This is a genomic window from Mycolicibacterium sarraceniae (genome assembly GCF_010731875.1).
GTDB classification, from domain to species: Bacteria; Actinomycetota; Actinomycetes; order Mycobacteriales; family Mycobacteriaceae; genus Mycobacterium; species Mycobacterium sarraceniae.
In genome coordinates, this window is record NZ_AP022595.1 from 1,196,538 (window position 1) to 1,213,606 (window position 17,069).

Here is a 17,069-nt window from a genome sequence, read left to right on the forward strand (position 1 = left end):
AGCAGTACATCGCGGCGGTCAATCAGGCCGATATCGAAGCACTCATGAACCTGTTCTCGCCGACCGCGACGTTGTCACACCCCGCAGGCGAATTCACCACTACCGACGCGCTGCGGGACTTCTATCAGTCCGTCGTTTTCGCCGGCCAAGCGGTCACCGAGATCCAGGCTAGGTTCACTGACGGTGACACCGAGATCCTGCAGATCAGGGCGTCCAGCCCGTTCGGCGAACCGGGGAACTACGTCCACGCCGCGGATGTCTTCAGTATCCGAGACGGACTGATCGAGCGGCTCGACATCTACTACCGCTGACTGGGGCACCGGGCGAATTGCAAGGTGAGGACGGCGTCGCCGGCGATCACTTGGCCTGGCGCTGGCTCCGCGTCGGTCCAGTACATGCCGCGCAGATCGGGCATCACGAGAGAGTCTTGCCCGTGCTTCGACGGACTCAACGTCCTCGTCGGTGCGGGCACACTGGTGATGCTCGACTCGGTCGAGACAACGGACTGCCCGCCCGTTGAGCGCGCCTATCGATCGAGCGCGCTCACTCAATCGGATTACCGGCTTCATCCCAATGCGCCGCGACCTTCTTGCTCGGCTGCACGCGCGGCGGCTCGCCAGGCATCTTGGGATAGCTCGGTTCTCCGGGTAGGGCAGGTCGCCGAGGCCGCGCTCTTCGTCGGCGGCCGCCATCGCCAGCAGCGGATCGATCGAGTACGCAACCGAATCCAGGTCAGCCATCGGGTCGCCGCGCTTGGCGATCAGCGCGGGCACGGTGGCGATGGTGAAATCATCGGGCTCGGCGTCGGCCAACTCCTGCCACGTCAGCGGCGTGGAGACGGTGGCGATCGGGGTGGCCCGCACCGAGTACGCACTCGCGAACGTCCGGTCGCGGGCGTTCTGGTTGTAATCGATGAACACCCGCTGGCCGCGTTCCTCTTTCCACCACGAGGTGGTCACCAAATCGGGTGCCCGGCGTTCTAATTCGCGCGCTAAGGCAATCCCAGCCCGGCGCACCGCGACGAAATCCCAGTCCGGACGGATGCGCACGAAGACGTGCAACCCGCGTCCCCCGGAGGTCTTCGGATAGCCAATCAGCCCGAGCGCGTCGAGCACCGGCTTGAGGATGTCGATGGCGATGGTGCGCGCTTCGGCGAAACCGGTACCGGGTTGCGGGTCGAGATCGACTCGCAACTCGTCGGGGTGCTCAGTGTCGGGGCAGCGAACCTGCCACGGGTGCAACGTGATTGTGCCCATCTGGGCGGCCCACACGATCGCCGACGGGTGGGTGACATTCAGTGCGTCGGCAGTGCGCCCGGACGGGAACGTGACTCGGCAGGTCTGCAGATATTCGGGGCGCTTCTCGGGCACCCGCTTCTGGTAGATCTCCTCCTCTTCGATGCCGTCGGGGAAGCGCTGTAGATGCGTCGGCCGGTCGCGCAGCGCCGCAAGCAGTTGCCCGCCGGTCGCCACCGTCTGGTAATACTCGACCAGATTGCCCTTGGTGCCCTTCGACCCCAGTTGGGGGAAGTAGACCTTGTCGGGGCTGGTGAGGCGAACGGCGACACCGTCGACGTCGATCTCTTCCGCCTTGGCCACGTGTTTCAACTTACCGGCGCGCAGCCGCCACGGACGAGACGAGAATGAATCGATGCAGCTGCCCGTGGATCCCCCGGTGTCGCCGATGCTCGCCAAGTCGGTGCCCACCATCCCGCCCGGCGCCTCCTACGAACCGAAATGGGACGGGTTCCGGTCGGTCTGCTTCCGCGACGGTGACGAGTTGGTCCTCGGCAGCCGCAACGAAAAGCCGCTGACACGGTACTTCCCCGAACTGGTCGACGCCGCGCTGGCCGAACTCCCCCAGCGCTGCGTGATCGACGGCGAGATCGTCATCGCCACCGGGGCTGGCCTGGACTTCGACGCCCTACAGCAGCGCATCCACCCCGCCGATTCGCGGGTACGCATGCTTGCCGAGAAGACGCCCGCGCAGTTCGTGGCCTTCGATCTGCTCGCCCTCGGCGACGACGACTACACCGGCCTGCCGTTCAGCGAGCGGCGAGCCGCCCTGGTGCGGGCCCTGGCCGATGCCGGCCCGTCGTTTCACGTCACACCGGCCACCACCGACCCGGAGACCGCCCAGCGCTGGTTCTCCGAATTCGAGGGGGCCGGGCTCGACGGCGTGATCGCCAAACCGCTCACGATCACCTACCAACCCGACAAGCGGGTGATGTTCAAGGTGAAACACCAGCGGACCGCCGATTGTGTGGTGGCGGGCTACCGGGTGCACAAGTCGAGCGAAGACGCGATCGGTTCGCTGCTCCTCGGGCTCTTTCAGGACGACGGCATTCTGGCGTCGGTGGGCGTCATCGGCGCCTTTCCGATGGCCCAGCGCCGTCGGCTGTTTACCGAATTGCAGCCGCTGGTAACCGAATTCGAGGGCCATCCGTGGAACTGGGCCGCGCATGAAGCGGCCGAGCGCACGCCCCATAAGAACGCCGGGTCCCGCTGGAACGCCGGCAAGGATCTTTCGTTCGTGCCGCTGCGGCCCGAGCGGGTTGTCGAGGTGCGCTATGACCGCATGGAGGGCGAGCGCTTCCGACACACCGCGCAGTTCAATCGCTGGCGTCCTGACCGCGACCCGCGCTCGTGCACCTACGAACAGCTCGAGAGACCGCTGACCTTCAGTCTCGGCGACATCATTCCGGGGCTGCAGGCAGGCTAGCCCAGCGCGCCCGGCGGCCGGGACACGCACTGTGCCGAGTACAGCTCGACACCGAGCTTGTTCATCAGCTCGAGCTGCGTCTCGAGGTAGTCGATGTGGTTTTCCTCGTCGGAGACGATGTCCTCGAAAAGGTTGGCCGTGGTGGAGTCCTGCTTCTCGCGGCACAGCACGATGGCCGGCTTGAGCCGGTTGACCACCTCGTACTCAAGGGCGAGGTCACTCTCGAACTGTTCGCGGATCGTCTGGCCGATGTTCAGCGTGCCGATCCGCTGATAGTTGGGCAGCCCGTCGAGGATCAGGATCCGGTCGGTCACCCGCTCGGCATGGCGCATCTCGTCGAAGGATTCGTCACGCGTGTGCTTGGCCAGCTCGGTGAAGCCCCAGTTGTCCTGCATCTTTGAGTGCAGGAAGTACTGATTGATCGCCGTCAGTTCGCTTGTCAGCTGCTGATTGAGGAGGGTGAGAATCTCGCTGTCGCCCTGCATGACTTTCTCCTGTCAAATTTAGCCCGACCGCAATCAATACCGTATTCGACGAACTTAATACACATGTGCCGATTGCGTGTCGATTAACGTGGCCAGACGGGTTGTCGTGCTTGAAGATTGGCACATCTTCGCCCTTGGCGGCAAATAAGATGAGGCTTGGCTGACTTGGCACGAATTTGGTTAGTCTTGCCTTAGAAAATCGGCGAAATAAGCGGCGGGCTGAAAAGCATTCCGGTCACCGAATTGCACGCGTCGAGGGTAAGCAAATTCCGCTGCGATTTCCCGCACGACAGACCCGTGGAGTCCCGGAGGTCAGTAGGTTAGGTTAGGCTAACTACTCACATGCCCTAGCAGAGGACACCGATATGGGACGAGGCATCGGAGGGGCGATGCTGCGCGGCTTCGGCGGGCGCGATCACGTGGCGACCGTCGAGGAAACCGCCCGCATCGCGCCGCACTGCGTCCGGATCACCATGTTTTCACCGACCGTATTCTCCGATGTCAGCGCCGGTCCGACCGCCTGGCTTCGGTTCTGGTTTCCCGATCCGGCCGGCGGAAAGACCGAGTTCCAGCGGGCTTACACGCTCATCTGGGCCGATCCCGACAGCGGGCGTTTCGCCGTCGACGTCGTGCTGCATGAGCCCGCCGGCCCGGCTTGCGCCTGGGCGGCCAGGGCCAAGCCCGGCATGACCATCCCGGTGGTCTCACTCGGGTCGACCCGGTTCGAAGTACCCGAGGAACTGCCGGCCGGTTTCCTGCTCATCGGCGACTCCGCCTCGATCCCGGCGATCAACTCCATCGTGGCGGCGCTACCGCGCGACGTCGACATCGAGGTGTACCTCGAGCGCCACTGCGCCGACGACGAGCTCATCCCACTGGCCGAACATCCGCGACGCCGACTGCACTGGGTGACCCGGACCGACGACACCTCGCTGGCCGCCGCCATCGAAGACCGGGATTGGTCGAACTGGACCGCATGGGCCGGTCCCGAAGCCGGCGCGCTCAAACATCTCCGCAAGAGATTGAAGGACACGTTCGGGTTCCCCAAGACCGAGCTGAAGGCTCAGGCGTATTGGACGCGGGGCCGCGAGATGGGCAGCAGCCGCGACGACGACGCACCAACGCCTACCGCGCAGGCCCCCGCAGACAGCCCGACCACACCGACACCACCTACCGTCACCAGGGGCAAGTGGCGTTCGCAGGGCGGCAAGGACCTGCTGGCACCAGTGAAATCACAGCTGATCGTCGCGGGTGTGCTGCAGGCCCTACTCACCCTGCTCCAGCTGGCCCCCTTCGTGGTGCTGGTCGAGCTCGCTCAACAGTTGCTCAGCGACGCAGACCACTCCCGAATCTGGAACACCGTCACGCTGTTCGTGGTGCTGCTGACCACCGGTACCACGCTGGGCGCAGTCCTGGTCTTGTGGCTGCACGTGGTCGATATGCGGTTCAGCACGCAAGTGCGGCGGCGTCTGCTGGACAAGCTCGCGCGAATGCCGTTGGGGTGGTTCACCGATCGAGGCTCGGGCTCGGTCAAGAAACTCATCCAAGACGACACCCTGTCACTGCACTACCTGGTGACCCACGCGGTCTGCGACGCCGTCGCCGCGGTGGTCGCCCCGATCGCGGTGCTGGTGTACCTGTTCTCCGTCGACTGGGCGATGGCCCTGATCCTATTCCTGCCCATCCTGGTCTACATCGTGACGACCTGGACGATGGTGTACCAGAGCGGCCCGAAGATCGCCGAGGCGTCAAAGTGGGCCGAGCGGATGAACGGCGAATCGGCGGCCTTCCTGGAGGGCCAGCCCGTGATCCGGGTGTTCGGCGGTGCCGCCGCGTCGTCATTCCGCCGTCAGCTCGATGACTACATCGCCTTCCTCAACGAATGGCAGCGACCGTTCACCGGCAAGAAGACCTTTATGGATCTGGTCACCCGGCCCTCGACGTTCCTGTGGCTGATCGTGACGTCGGGCACCGCGTTCGTCGTCGCCGGCTGGACCACTCCAGCCGCGCTGCTGCCATTCCTGGTGCTGGGCACCACGTTTGGCAGCCGTCTGCTGGGTATCGGCTACGGCTTGGGCGGCATCCGCGAGGGCACGCAGGCGGCCAAACGCATCGCGGTGACGCTCGACGAGACCGAGCTGGGCACTCAACAGGACGCGGCAGCGTCCCCCGCGGCCAGCGGCGTGACGTTCGAGGGCATCAGCTTCGGGTATCGCCCGGGGCTGCCGGTCATCCACGATGTGAGCCTGGCGCTGAACCCCGGAACGGTCACTGCCCTGGTCGGTCCGTCCGGGTCGGGTAAGTCGACCCTCGCGGCGCTGCTGGCGCGGTTCCACGATGTGGACAGCGGCGCGATCCGCATCGACGGCCGCGACATCCGGTCGCTGACGCCCGACGAGCTCTACACGAGAGTCGGATTCGTGTTCCAGGATGTGCAGCTCGTGGCGGCCACCGTTGGCGACAACATCGCGCTCGCCCGTCCCGACGCCAGCGCTGCCGAGGTCGAGAACGCCGCGCGCAACGCTCAGATCCACGAGCGAATCCTGCGTCTGCCCAACGGGTACGACACGATCCTCGGGGCCGACAACCAGCTGTCCGGTGGCGAGAAGCAACGCCTCACGATCGCCCGCGCGCTGCTCGCCGACACCCCGATCCTCATCCTCGACGAGGCCACCGCATTCGCCGATCCGGAGTCGGAATACCTTGTGCAACAGGCACTGAGCACCCTCATCCAGAACCGCACGGTGCTGGTGATCGCACACCGGCTGCACACCATCACCGGCACCGACCAGATCGTGGTCCTCGACCACGGCCAGATCGCCGAGACCGGCACCCACACCGAGCTCCTCGCCAACGACGGTCGCTACCGCCGGCTGTGGGACAGCCGAGTGACCCGTGAGGCCGCCCGATGATCCGCAGTCTGATCCGGTTGATCCCGACGAACCTTCGCGGGCACCTGAGCACCTACGCTGTGCTGACGCTGATTTCGGTGATCCTGCGCGCGGCGAGCGCGCTGCTGCTGGTGCCGCTGCTGGCGACGTTGTTCGGTTCACACCCGGGGAATGCCTGGCCCTGGGTAGGCGCCTTGACTGCCGTTACCGTCGGCGGCTGGGTTGTCGATATGACCCTGGCGCGCATCGGCTTCGGTATCGGGTTCACACTCGCCGAGACCACCCAGCACGCCATGGCCAACCGGCTCACCGAGACTCCGCTGCGATGGTTCACCGCCGATAACACCGCGGTCGCTCGTCAGGTGATTGCCGCCAGCGCACCCGAGCTGGTCGGCTTCGTCGCCAACCTGCTCAGCCCTTTCATCGGCGCCCTGCTGCTCCCCGCCGCGATCACCGTCGGTCTGTTCTTCGTCTCCTGGCAGGTGGGGGTGGCCGCCGCGATCGCGCTGCCGTTCATGCTCGCCGCGCTGGCCGCCAGCCAGCGACTGGTCCGCGCCGCCGATGCGGCCGACGCCAGTGCACATAGCGCCCTGACCGAACGCCTCGTCGAATTCGCCCGCACCCAGCAGGCGTTGCGCGCCAGCCGTCGGGTCACGGCCGCCCGCAGCCAGACCGGTGCGGCGATCACGACCGTACGTGGAGCGACCCTGCGGCTGCTGCTGTTTCAGATCCCCGGGCAACTGCTGTTCAGCGTGGCCAGCCAGCTCGCGCTCATCCTGCTGGCCTCCACCATCACGGCGCTGACGTTGCGGGGCGACCTCGCTGCCCCCGCCGCGGTGGCGCTGGCAATTGTTATGGTGCGCTTCCTCGAGCCCTTCACGGTGCTGGCCGATCTGTCCAGCGCCATGGAGTCATCGCGCGGGCTGCTGGAGCGCCTGAACACCGTCACCACCGCACCCCTTGACGAGCAGTCGCGTCGCGGCGCACCGACGCGGGGCGAATCACGCTCACCCCGTATCGAATTCCGGTCAGTCGGCTTCGGCTATCACGACGCCGAGGTACTCAAGGATGTCACCTTCACTCTCGAACCGGGAAGCACCACAGCGGTTGTCGGGCCGTCGGGCTCAGGCAAGAGCACGATCCTGTCGCTGATCGCCGGGCTGCACAGCCCGATGCGGGGACAGATCCTCGTCGACGGTGCCGACGTGACCGATCTCGACCCCGAGACCCGGCGGGCGCTGGTCAGCGTGGTCTTCCAGCATCCGTATCTGTTCGAGGGAACGATCGCCGACAACATCCGGGCCGGGCATCCCGAGGCCGGTGCCGACGCCCTGCACCGAGCCATGGCACTGGCTCGCGTCGATGACATCATCGAGCGGCTGCCCGACGGTGCGCTGACCAAGGTCGGCGAGGCCGGCACCGCACTGTCGGGGGGTGAACGCCAACGCGTCAGCATTGCCCGCGCTCTGGTCAAGCCGGCCGGAGTGCTGCTGATCGACGAGGCCACCAGCGCGCTGGATACCGAGAACGCGGCGTCGATCACGCAGGCGATCACAGACGATCCGCGCCAGCGCACCCGGGTCATCATCGCGCACCGGCTCGACGCCATCCGCAACGCCGACCAGGTTCTGTTCGTCGACGACGGGGTGATCGTCGAACAGGGCACCATCGACGAACTCAACGCCCGCGGTGGACGATTCGCCGAGTTCTGGCGTCAACAGGAGTCCAGCGCCGGCTGGCAGATCGCCTCGGAGGCCTCTGGCCGGGTATGAAGATTCTTGCTGTTGCGCGGCGGGCGTGGATTCCGCTGCTGCTCGTGGTGGTACTCGCTGTCGGCGTTCTCGCGGTGTCGCGAGTGCGCGGGATCTTCGGTTCCCATCAGCTTCGGACCTACGCCGGCAGCATGTCCGACGAAAAACGCAAGTCGGATCCCAAACGCGTTGTCTACCAGGTCTTCGGTCCGCCAGGAACGGTCGCCGACATCAACTATCTGGATGACAGCGGGACCCCGCACCAGGTCAACGGGGCAACGTTGCCGTGGTCGGTGGAGATCGTCACCAACGCACCCGCGATGGCGGGAAATGTTCTGGCGCAAGGAAACAGCGATTCGATCGGGTGCCGCATCACCGCCGACGGAGAGGTCAAGATGGAACGGACCGCGGATGCGGTGAGCGCCTACATCTATTGCTTTGTGAAGTCGGCATGACACCGCCGTCATCGCTGCGCGATCCCAGGGCGCTGCCGCGCTGGATTCGGCGACTGGCCATCCCGATCATCCTCGGCTGGCTGGGCATCGTCGTCGTATCCAGCATCGCGGTGCCGCCTCTCGAAACGGTGGCGCAGATGCGGTCGGTGCCGATGAGCACACCGGATGCCCCGTCGGCACAGGCGATGGAACAGCTGGGCCGGGCCTTCGGCGAGTCCGAGTCGGACAGCGTCGTGATGATCGTGCTGGAAGGCGATCAACCGCTGGGGCCGGACGCGCACCACTACTACGACACCGTCATTGCGAAGCTGAGGGCTGATCCCTCTCACGTCACGAACGTCCAGGACTTCTGGAGCGATCCACTGACCGAGGCGGCGGCGCAGAGTGCCGACGGCAAAGCCATCTACGTTCAGCTGAACCTCGCCGGCAACATGGGTACGACCCAGTCCAATGAGTCGGTGGCCGCGGTGCGCAAGGCGGTGACAGATACGCCTGCGCCGGCCGGAATCAAGACCTATGTAACTGGACCTGCTGCGCTGCAGTCGGATATCGAGGCTGCCGGCGGACACAGCATGGCCAAGATCGCGCTGGTGAGCTTCGCCGTGATCATCGCGATCCTGCTGTTCTTTTACCGCTCGATCGTGACCGTGGTGCTGCTGATCGCGACGGTGTTGATCCAGGTGGCGGCGGCGCGCGGCATCGTGGCCGCATTGGCCTATTACCACGTCATCGGATTGTCGACATTCGCCGTCAATCTGCTTGTCTCGCTGGCGATCGCCGCCGGCACCGACTACGCGATCTTCCTCGTCGGCCGTTACCAGGAAGCGCGCCAGGCCGGTGCGGACCGCGAGGCCGCCTACTACGAGATGTTCAACGGCACGGCCCCGGTGGTGCTGGGATCCGGCCTCACCATTGCCGGCGCGTCGTACTGCCTGAGCTTCACCCGACTGCCCTTCTTCCAGTCGCTGGGTCCACCGTGCGCGGCCGGTATCGTCGCCGGTGTCGCCGTCGCGCTGACACTGGGCCCCGCCGTCGTGACGGTCGGCAGCCGGTTCGGGCTGCTGGAACCCAAGCGCACCATGCGGATCCGGATGTGGCGCAAGATCGGCGCGGCGACCGTGCGCTGGCCTGGCCCGATCCTCATCGGGTCGCTGGCCATCGTCCTGCTCGGGCTCGCAGCGCTGCCCGGATACCGCACCAGCTACAACGACACTCGATACATCCCTCAGGACATTCCCGCCAACGAGGGCTTTCAGGCCGCCGACCGCCACTTCAGCCAGGCTCGGATGACTCCCGAGATTCTGCTGGTCCAGGCCGACCACGATCTACGAAACCCGGCCGATTTCCTCGTGATCGACAAGATCGCCAAGTCAGTCTTCCGGGTTCCCGGTATCGCACGGGTGCAGACGATCACCCGGCCCGACGGTATGCCCATTGCCCACACGTCGCTCCCATTCCTGGTCAGCATGCAGAACGTCGGCATGATCCAAAACATGAAGCTGATGAAGGACCGGATGTCCGACATGAAGCATCAGGCCGACGAGATAGGCATCACTGTCGCCACGATGAAGCGCATGTACGACCTGATGTCCAGGATGACCGGCGTGACGCACGATATGGTCGGCCAAACGACCGAGCTGCAGGGCATCATCCACGAGTTACGGGACCGGATAGCCGATTTCGACGATTTCTATCGGCCGATCCGCAACTACCTGTACTGGGAACCGCACTGCTACAACATCCCGCTGTGTTGGTCCACCCGATCGATATTCGACACGATGGACGGCGTCGACGAGATGACCGCCGGCACGGACAAGCTCATTGCCAGCATGGGCGAATTGGACCGGCTCTTGCCGGAGATGCTCGCCACCGTCCCGCCGATGATCACCACCATGCAGAACATGCAGCAGATGATGCTGACGACCTACAGCACCATGTCGGGCATGTGGAACCAGCTCGAAGAGCTGAGCCAGAACTCGACGGCCATGGGCAAGGCGTTCGACGACGCCAAGAACGACGACTCCTTCTATCTGCCGCCGGATGTGTTCGACAATCCCGACTTCCAGCGCGGAATGAAGAGTTTCGTGTCGCCGGACGGTAAGTCAGTGCGGTTCATCATCTCGCATCGCGGTGATGCCGCCTCGCTCGAAGGCATTTCACATGTCGAGCCGATCAAGGTCGCGGCGATCGAAGCCGTCAAGGCCACCCCGCTGGAGGATGCCACGATCTCGCTGGCGGGTACCGCGGCCACCTTCAAGGACATGGCCGACGGTTCCAAATACGATCTGCTGATCGCGGGAATCGCCGCCCTGTGCCTGATCTTCATGATCATGGTGGTGATGACGCGCAGCCTGGTCGCGGCGCTGGTGATCGTCGGTACCGTCCTGGTGTCGTTGGGCGCGGCCTTCGGACTGTCAATCATTCTCTGGCAGTACATCTTGGGCATCGAGCTGCATTGGCTGGTGCAGGCGATGGCAGTGATCGCTCTGCTCGCGGTGGGCTCGGACTACAACCTCCTGTTGGTCGCCCGCTTCAAGGAGGAGCTGCCCGGGGGCATCAAAACCGGCATCATCCGCGCGATGGGCGGCACCGGCAGCGTCGTCACGGTAGCCGGGTTGGTCTTCGCCGCCACCATGTCGTCGATGGTCGTCAGCGATCTGCGCATCATCGGCCAGATCGGCACCACGATCGGGCTGGGCCTACTGCTGGACACCCTCGTGGTGCGGTCCTTCATGACACCGGCGATCGCCGCGCTGCTGGGCCGGTGGTTCTGGTGGCCGATCAACGTCATCCGACCCCGGCCCTCGCGGACCGCGCCAGCCACAACCGAGACGTCCGTTGGGCCGCTGAGCTAGATTGCGGGCGTGAGCAGCCCACCGTCGGGCGCGGGCCGGTTCGCCCCCAGCCCGTCTGCCGATCTGCATATCGGCAACCTGCGCACCGCCGTGCTCGCCTGGCTGTTCGCCCGCTCGACGGGGCGCCGCTTCCTGATCCGGATCGAGGATCTCGACGACCGCACTCACGATGATGTGGCTCGCCAGCAGCTGACCGATCTGGCCGCCATCGGTGTCACGTGGGATGACCAGCCGCAGTGGCAGTCCCGGCAGCGGCAGCGCTACGACGCGGTGATCGTTCGCCTGGCCGACCAAGGCCTAGCCTACGAATGTTATTGCAGCAGAAAAGATATCCTCAGCGCGCCGCGTGCGCCGCACGCCCCGGAGGGCGCCTATCCCGGCACCTGTCGCGAGTTGAGTGACGCCGAACGCGCCACCAAGCGCGAGACCGGCCGGCCACCCGCACTGCGGCTGCGCGCCGAGGCGGACGAGTACACGGTCACCGATCTGGTGCACGGCAGCTACACCGGCGTGGTCGATGATTTCGTTGTGCGCCGCGGGGACGGTGTCCCGGCCTACAACCTGGCCGTCGTCGTCGACGATGCGCTCTCCGGCATCGATCAGGTGGTCCGTGGTGACGACCTGTTGTCGTCCTCCCCCCGCCAGTCGTACCTGGCCAACCTCCTCGGCTATCCGCAGCCGGTCTATGCCCACGTGCCGCTGGTCATCAACGCCGAAGGAAAACGGATGGCCAAACGCGACGGGGCGGTCACCCTGGCCGAACTCGGGGTCGCCGAGGCCTTCGGATTGATCACCAAGTCGTTGAGCTGGCCGGCTGCCGATATGGCCGACCTGCTGCGACAGTTCGACCCCGCCGCGCTCCCCCGCCAGCCGTGGATATATCAACCCGCTTGATCGCGGCCGTGCTGCTCGGCGGTTGCGGCTCGAAGCCCGACGGCGGCGCTCCGCTGTCCTGCGGTGTCCTGCGGGTCGGCACCGAGGGCGCCTACGCACCGTTCAGCTTCCAGGATCCCGCGACCGGGCAACTCGCCGGCCATGACGTCGACGTCGCCATCTCGGAGAAATATCTGAAGGCCAATGCCACCGGGGCGCCGGCAGACGCCGCCCACCGGTCGGTGTGAAGGCTCATCGCCGACAACCTGTGGCCGCTGGCCAAAGCCGCTATCCCGGTGACCGTTCCGCTCACCGGGATCAGCTTCGTCATCGGCTTGGTGATCGCGCTCGTGCAGAAGCGACCCAAGGAGGAAGCGGTCGCCGAGGCCATCGCACTTCTCGGTCAGGTCGGGCTGTCGACTAAGAAGGACCTTGCGGTCGAAGGTTGGACGCTGGTGATCGTCACCCACGAAATCCAGTTCGCCAAAAAGGTTTCCAGCCAGGTGCTGTTGACCGACGGCGGCATAATCCTGGAAAAGGGGCCACCGGGCGAGGTGATCGGCAATCCGAAGGAGGAGCGCACCCGGCAGTTCCTGGATCGGGTTCTCAATCCGCTGTAGCCGAACCGGCCCTGTGTCACAGTGTCCACCATGCCGAATCAGCAGGACATCGACGCGGACGTCGTGATTGTGGGTGCGGGGCTTTCGGGGATGATCGCCGCTCGCAAGCTTCTAGAAGCCAGACTGACGCCGGTGGTACTGGAAGCCGACGACCGCGTCGGCGGGCGCATCCTCACGGAGGAGGTCATGCCCGGGCTGCCGGTCGAGCTCGGCGCGCAGTGGATCGGCGATACCCACGAGCGGATGTTCGCGCTGGCCGCCGAACTCGGGGTAGAGACCTACCCGCAGTTCGACGACGGCGAGACGTCGTACGACCTTGTTGGCTCCGGTGTACTGCGGGAGAGCGAGTTTCACTCCCGATTCGCCGGCGAGTTGGCCGAACTCGAGCGGGTGCTGCGCCGCCTGGACGAATTGGCCACCGAAGTTCCGGTCGAAACCCCCTGGCTTGCCCCCCAAGCCGCCGAATGGGACGCCATCACCGCGGGTGCGTGGTACGACGCCCAGGGACTGTCGCCGGTCGCCCGCACCCTGCTGGAGATCTGCACGGTCGGCATCCTGGCGGTGCCCACCGCCGAGGTGTCCTTCCTGCATCTGCTGTTCACCATCCAGACCTGCGGCGTGACCTCGGAGCTGTTCGCGGAATCCGAAGGCGGTGCCCAGACCACCCGGTTCGTTGGCGGAACCAGCGAGATACCGCGCCGATTGGCCGCCCTGATCGCCGATCGCATCGTGCTCAACGCCCCGGTTCAACTGATCGAGCATTCCGCAGACACTGTCACCGTTAGCTGCCGAGGCGGATTGGTCGCGCGCGGTCGGCGAGTCATCGTCGCCATCTCGCCAACGCTCGCCGGCCGGATCATGTACGACCCACCGCTGTCCGGCATTCGGGATCAGCTCACCCAGCGGCTACCGAACGGCTCGTCGATGAAGGCGTTCTTCATCTACGACGAACCCTTTTGGCGTGCAGACGGATTCAACGGCCAGCTCATCTCCGACGTCGGTCCGGCACGGATGTCCAACGACACCTGTCTGCCCCGCGACGACCATGGGGTGATCCTGATGTTCCTCGAAGGCGATCAAGCTCGGACGTTCGGGCGACTTCCCCTAGCGGAACGCCGTGCGGCGCTGACTGCGGAGCTGGTTCGCCATTACGGCAGCAAGGCCGCCAAACCCGAGTTCTACGTCGATGGGGAATGGTCAGATCGGCAATGGACCCGCGGCTGCTACAACGCCAACCTCGGGCCACACGTGTGGACCTCCTACGGTGCCGCGCTCAGCGCGCCGATCGGTGTGATCCACTGGGCGTCAACGGATACCGCGACCTATTGGAGCGCCTACCTGGAGGGTGCCGTCGACGCCGGCGAGCGGGCCGCCCAGGCGATCATCGACGAACTGGCCGGCTGAGCGGGCGTCAATCCCCCTGTGGATCAGCCGCATTCAAGGTCACCATCACCTGATCGTATCGACGAGGTGGTGAACCTGCCGGAGACTCAGCCCGACGCGCACCTCGTCGAGCGCGTCAAATTCCTGCGCTACGCCCAAGCCCGTGGCGACTAAGTTCGACGACACGGTGACGGTCGCTTCCAGGCCCTTGTATTCAGTTCCGCTGCCGAACTTCTTGTCGACATCTGCTCCTGTCGTGACCCCGACCGATCCCCACCACGGCGACACGCTCGGGTTGCTGGACGCATAGGCGGCGAAGAAGCCCGCTGCCCCCCACCGGGACGGTACGACAGCGAACCCGGCGATCACCCTGTTTCGTACTGCGCCGGATGTGCGACATTTATCCACCAATCCGCCGTACACCGTGGCCGAGCCACTTTCAGCCAAGTTTTTGCACGTTCAGTCTTTGCCTGGAGTCATCTTGGGCGCACGCTCACCAAGAATTCAGCGAAGTGTTGCGCAGGTAGGTGCTGCGGGGTTACACCACGACGTCGAGGCGGGCCATCCCCCGTAAGGTGACGTGCGGCTTGTAGACCGGTTCCTCGGCCAGCCGAGCATCTGGGAAGCGCTTGGTCACCGCGGAAAGTGCCACCGCGGCTTCCATCCGGGCCAACGGAGCACCCAGGCAGAAGTGCGCCCCGTGCCCGAACGCGAGGTGGCGGATCGAGCCGCGGGTCGGGTCGAATTCGTCGGGGCGGTCGACGGCGGCCGGATCGCGATGCGCGGCGGCTAGCAGCAGCATCATGATGTCGCCCTTGGGCACCTTAATGATCCCCCGGTCGCTTCGCTCCTGCCCGCCGGGCGAGATGTCGCCGATCGTCATATCGGCGCCGGCGACCCGGCTGACCAACTGCACCGGCGGGTCATAGCGCAGTGTTTCCTCGATGATCGCGCCCGCTCGGCTCGAATCGGTACCCAACGCCGTCCAACGCTCGCGGTTGCGCAGCATTGCCAGAATCGCGTTGGCAATCAGGTTCACCGTCGTCTCATGGCCTGCGATCAGCAGCAGGTTGCAAGTCGCGATGATCTCTTCCTCGGTCAGCTGGTCACCGGATTCCTCGACGGAGATCAGCGCCGACATCAAGTCGTCGGCAGGCTGCGCGCGCCGCTGCTCGAGTAGCTCGCGTAGGTAATCTCGCAGCCACAATCCGGCCTCCAGCCGCTGCTCCAGACCCTGCGTCTCCCCGGTGAAGGTGACAAATGGGTCCAATCCCTGCGCCAGAAGGGTTGAGGCCGAGCTGAATTGAGGCTCGTCCTCGATCGGCACTCCTAACAGCCGGCATATCACCGCGACCGGCAACGGATGGGCCAGCGCCTCAATGACGTCGAAGTGGTCCGAGTCGGCGACCTTGTCCAACAGCCCGTCGACAAACCCGGTGATATCGGGCTCGAGCGCCTTGACCACCCTGGGCGAGAAGGCCTTGCTGACCAGCCGGCGCAGCCGGGTGTGGTCGGGTGGGTCGAGGAACAGGAAGCCTGGGGCGCCGAACGGGCGGATGTCCTGGCCCTCGGCGACGGCCTGCTGGGCGGCGGTGGACTTCATCCGGTCGCTGCACGAGTCGGGGTGGCGCAACACGTCGTCGCAATCGGCGAAGCTGGACAGCACGTGCAGCGTGGACTCGGGCATCTGCATCGGGCCACCCTCGAGGATCTGCCGATACACCGGGTAGGGGTCGGCCCGGATCGCAGGATCAAGCAGTTTCAGCAGGAGTGCCTGCGGCTCGGCGGGAGCAGTCATCTCCCTATTCTGCACGCGTTGAATGCCCGTAGTACTGGCCGAGGACGTGATCGCGCAGATCGTCGAATTCGCCGGCGCCGATCGCCGCGCGGATCTGATCGACCAGCCGGATGATGAACCGCTCGTTGTGGATCGTGCACAGCGTCGCTGACAGGATCTCCTTGGCCTTGAACAGATGGTGCAGGTAGGCCCTGGTGTAGTTGCCGCAGGTATAGCAATCGCAGTCCGCGTCGATCGGGGTGAAATCACGGCGGTAGCGCGCGCCGGTGATGTTGAACCGGCCCGTCGGCGAGTAGACCGCCGCATTACGCGCCACCCGTGACGGCGACACACAGTCGAAGGTGTCGGCGCCGGCGGCGACGGCGGCAAACAGATCGTCGGGTTCACTGATCCCCAACAGGTGACGGGGCTTCTCGTCGGGCAGCTCGTCGGTGCACCAGCCGACGATCGTGGCCAGGTTCTGCTTCTCCAGCGCACCCCCGATGCCGTACCCGTCAAAGCCGCGCCCGTCGGCATCGACGATGCCCGCCAAATCCCGGGACGCCTGGCGGCGCAGATCTTCGTACTGCGCGCCCTGCACCACACCGAACAGCGCCTGACTCGGCCGCTCCGGACGCTGCGCAGTGAGCCGGCGGTGTTCGGTGAGGCAGCGCACCGCCCACGCCTGGGTGCGGGCCACCGATTCCTCTTGGTAGCCACGGGTATTCACCAACGTCGTCAGCTCGTCGAAGGCGAAAATGATGTCGGCGCCGATCTTGTGCTGAATCTGCATCGACACCTCAGGGGTGAACCGATGCGTCGATCCATCGAGATGCGAGATGAACGTCACCCCGTCGTCGTCGACGTGGGCTAGACGTTGCTTGCCTTCGGCGATCACATCGTCGGCCTGCGCCCGATTGGCATCCATCGACAGCACCTTGCGGAAACCCGCTCCCAGCGAGAGCACCTGAAACCCGCCGCTGTCGGTGAATGTCGGCCCGGGCCAGTTCATGAACGCGCCAAGGCCACCCGCCTCATCGACGATGTCGGGTCCAGGCTGCAGGTACAGGTGGTAGGCGTTGGCGAGCACGGCCTGCGCGCCGAGCTCACGCATCGTCTCCGGTAGTACCGCCTTGACCGTCGCTTTGGTGCCGACCGCGACGAACGCCGGGGTGTGGATATCGCCGTGCGGGGTGTGGATCACGCCGCTGCGCCCACGACGGCCAGCTAGCTCGACGTCGACGGTGAAGAACGGCAC

At 65.4% G+C, this 17,069-nt stretch carries 12 protein-coding genes and 3 pseudogenes; 11 read left to right on the forward strand and 4 right to left on the reverse strand.

From position 1 onward, the window contains the following. The first annotated feature begins 44 nt into the window (after positions 1-44). On the forward strand, positions 45-311 hold the full coding sequence (locus G6N13_RS06265; protein ID WP_407663910.1) for a nuclear transport factor 2 family protein: 267 nt from the start codon (positions 45-47) through the stop codon (positions 309-311). Between the two features lie 232 nt (positions 312-543). Here G6N13_RS06265 and ligD read toward each other — a convergent pair. Then, positions 544-1,598: pseudogene (gene ligD, locus G6N13_RS06270) on the reverse strand (non-homologous end-joining DNA ligase). 52 nt (positions 1,599-1,650) lie between these two features. Here ligD and G6N13_RS06275 point away from each other — a divergent pair. Beyond that, positions 1,651-2,721 (forward strand): ATP-dependent DNA ligase, encoded by a 1,071-nt coding sequence (locus G6N13_RS06275; RefSeq protein WP_163695312.1) that lies wholly within the window; start codon positions 1,651-1,653, stop codon positions 2,719-2,721. On the opposite strand, the gene bfr is transcribed toward G6N13_RS06275, so the two are convergent. After that, a complete protein-coding gene (gene bfr, locus G6N13_RS06280; RefSeq protein WP_108052596.1) occupies positions 2,718-3,206 on the reverse strand; it encodes a bacterioferritin in 489 nt (162 codons plus the stop codon). The genes G6N13_RS06275 and bfr overlap by 4 nt on opposite strands. A gap of 365 nt (positions 3,207-3,571) precedes the next feature. Between bfr and G6N13_RS06285 the strand changes: the two genes are divergently transcribed. The 9 genes and pseudogenes from G6N13_RS06285 to G6N13_RS24915 form a co-directional block, all read left to right on the forward strand. After that, positions 3,572-6,118 carry an ABC transporter ATP-binding protein/permease gene (locus G6N13_RS06285; RefSeq protein ID WP_163695315.1) on the forward strand — a complete coding sequence of 849 codons (2,547 nt, stop codon included), beginning with the start codon at positions 3,572-3,574 and terminating at the stop codon, positions 6,116-6,118. Further along, complete coding sequence (locus tag G6N13_RS06290) at positions 6,115-7,869, forward strand: ABC transporter ATP-binding protein (protein ID WP_163695317.1); 1,755 nt, start codon at positions 6,115-6,117, stop codon at positions 7,867-7,869. The genes G6N13_RS06285 and G6N13_RS06290 overlap by 4 nt, the downstream gene beginning before the upstream one ends. Then, positions 7,866-8,303 (forward strand): MmpS family transport accessory protein, encoded by a 438-nt coding sequence (locus tag G6N13_RS06295; RefSeq protein WP_163695320.1) that lies wholly within the window; start codon positions 7,866-7,868, stop codon positions 8,301-8,303. The genes G6N13_RS06290 and G6N13_RS06295 overlap by 4 nt, the downstream gene beginning before the upstream one ends. Continuing rightward, positions 8,300-11,158: an MMPL/RND family transporter gene (locus G6N13_RS06300; protein WP_163695322.1), complete on the forward strand. Its 2,859-nt coding sequence runs from the start codon at positions 8,300-8,302 to the stop codon at positions 11,156-11,158. Before G6N13_RS06295 ends, G6N13_RS06300 begins: the two co-directional genes overlap by 4 nt. Before the next feature lie 9 nt (positions 11,159-11,167). After that, positions 11,168-12,052: a tRNA glutamyl-Q(34) synthetase GluQRS gene (gene gluQRS / locus G6N13_RS06305; RefSeq protein ID WP_163695324.1), complete on the forward strand. Its 885-nt coding sequence runs from the start codon at positions 11,168-11,170 to the stop codon at positions 12,050-12,052. Next, positions 12,049-12,279 carry a transporter substrate-binding domain-containing protein gene (locus G6N13_RS24910; protein WP_235677947.1) on the forward strand — a complete coding sequence of 77 codons (231 nt, stop codon included), beginning with the start codon at positions 12,049-12,051 and terminating at the stop codon, positions 12,277-12,279. Before gluQRS ends, G6N13_RS24910 begins: the two co-directional genes overlap by 4 nt. A 99-nt stretch (positions 12,280-12,378) precedes the next feature. Then, a pseudogene (gene glnQ, locus G6N13_RS06315) lies at positions 12,379-12,651 on the forward strand (glutamine ABC transporter ATP-binding protein GlnQ); the annotation flags it as partial. A 30-nt stretch (positions 12,652-12,681) separates the two neighbouring features. After that, positions 12,682-14,055, forward strand: a complete 1,374-nt coding sequence (locus G6N13_RS06320) for a flavin monoamine oxidase family protein (RefSeq protein ID WP_163695325.1) — start codon at positions 12,682-12,684, stop codon at positions 14,053-14,055. A 42-nt stretch (positions 14,056-14,097) separates the two neighbouring features. Then, positions 14,098-14,208, forward strand: a pseudogene (locus G6N13_RS24915) (oxidoreductase); the annotation flags it as partial. A 364-nt stretch (positions 14,209-14,572) separates the two neighbouring features. On the opposite strand, the gene G6N13_RS06330 reads toward G6N13_RS24915, so the two are convergent. Both G6N13_RS06330 and tgt read right to left on the reverse strand, forming a co-directional pair. Further along, positions 14,573-15,832 carry a cytochrome P450 gene (locus G6N13_RS06330; protein ID WP_163695332.1) on the reverse strand — a complete coding sequence of 420 codons (1,260 nt, stop codon included), beginning with the start codon at positions 15,830-15,832 and terminating at the stop codon, positions 14,573-14,575. A gap of 4 nt (positions 15,833-15,836) precedes the next feature. Beyond that, positions 15,837-17,069 carry a tRNA guanosine(34) transglycosylase Tgt gene (gene tgt / locus G6N13_RS06335; RefSeq protein ID WP_163695335.1) on the reverse strand — a complete coding sequence of 411 codons (1,233 nt, stop codon included), beginning with the start codon at positions 17,067-17,069 and terminating at the stop codon, positions 15,837-15,839.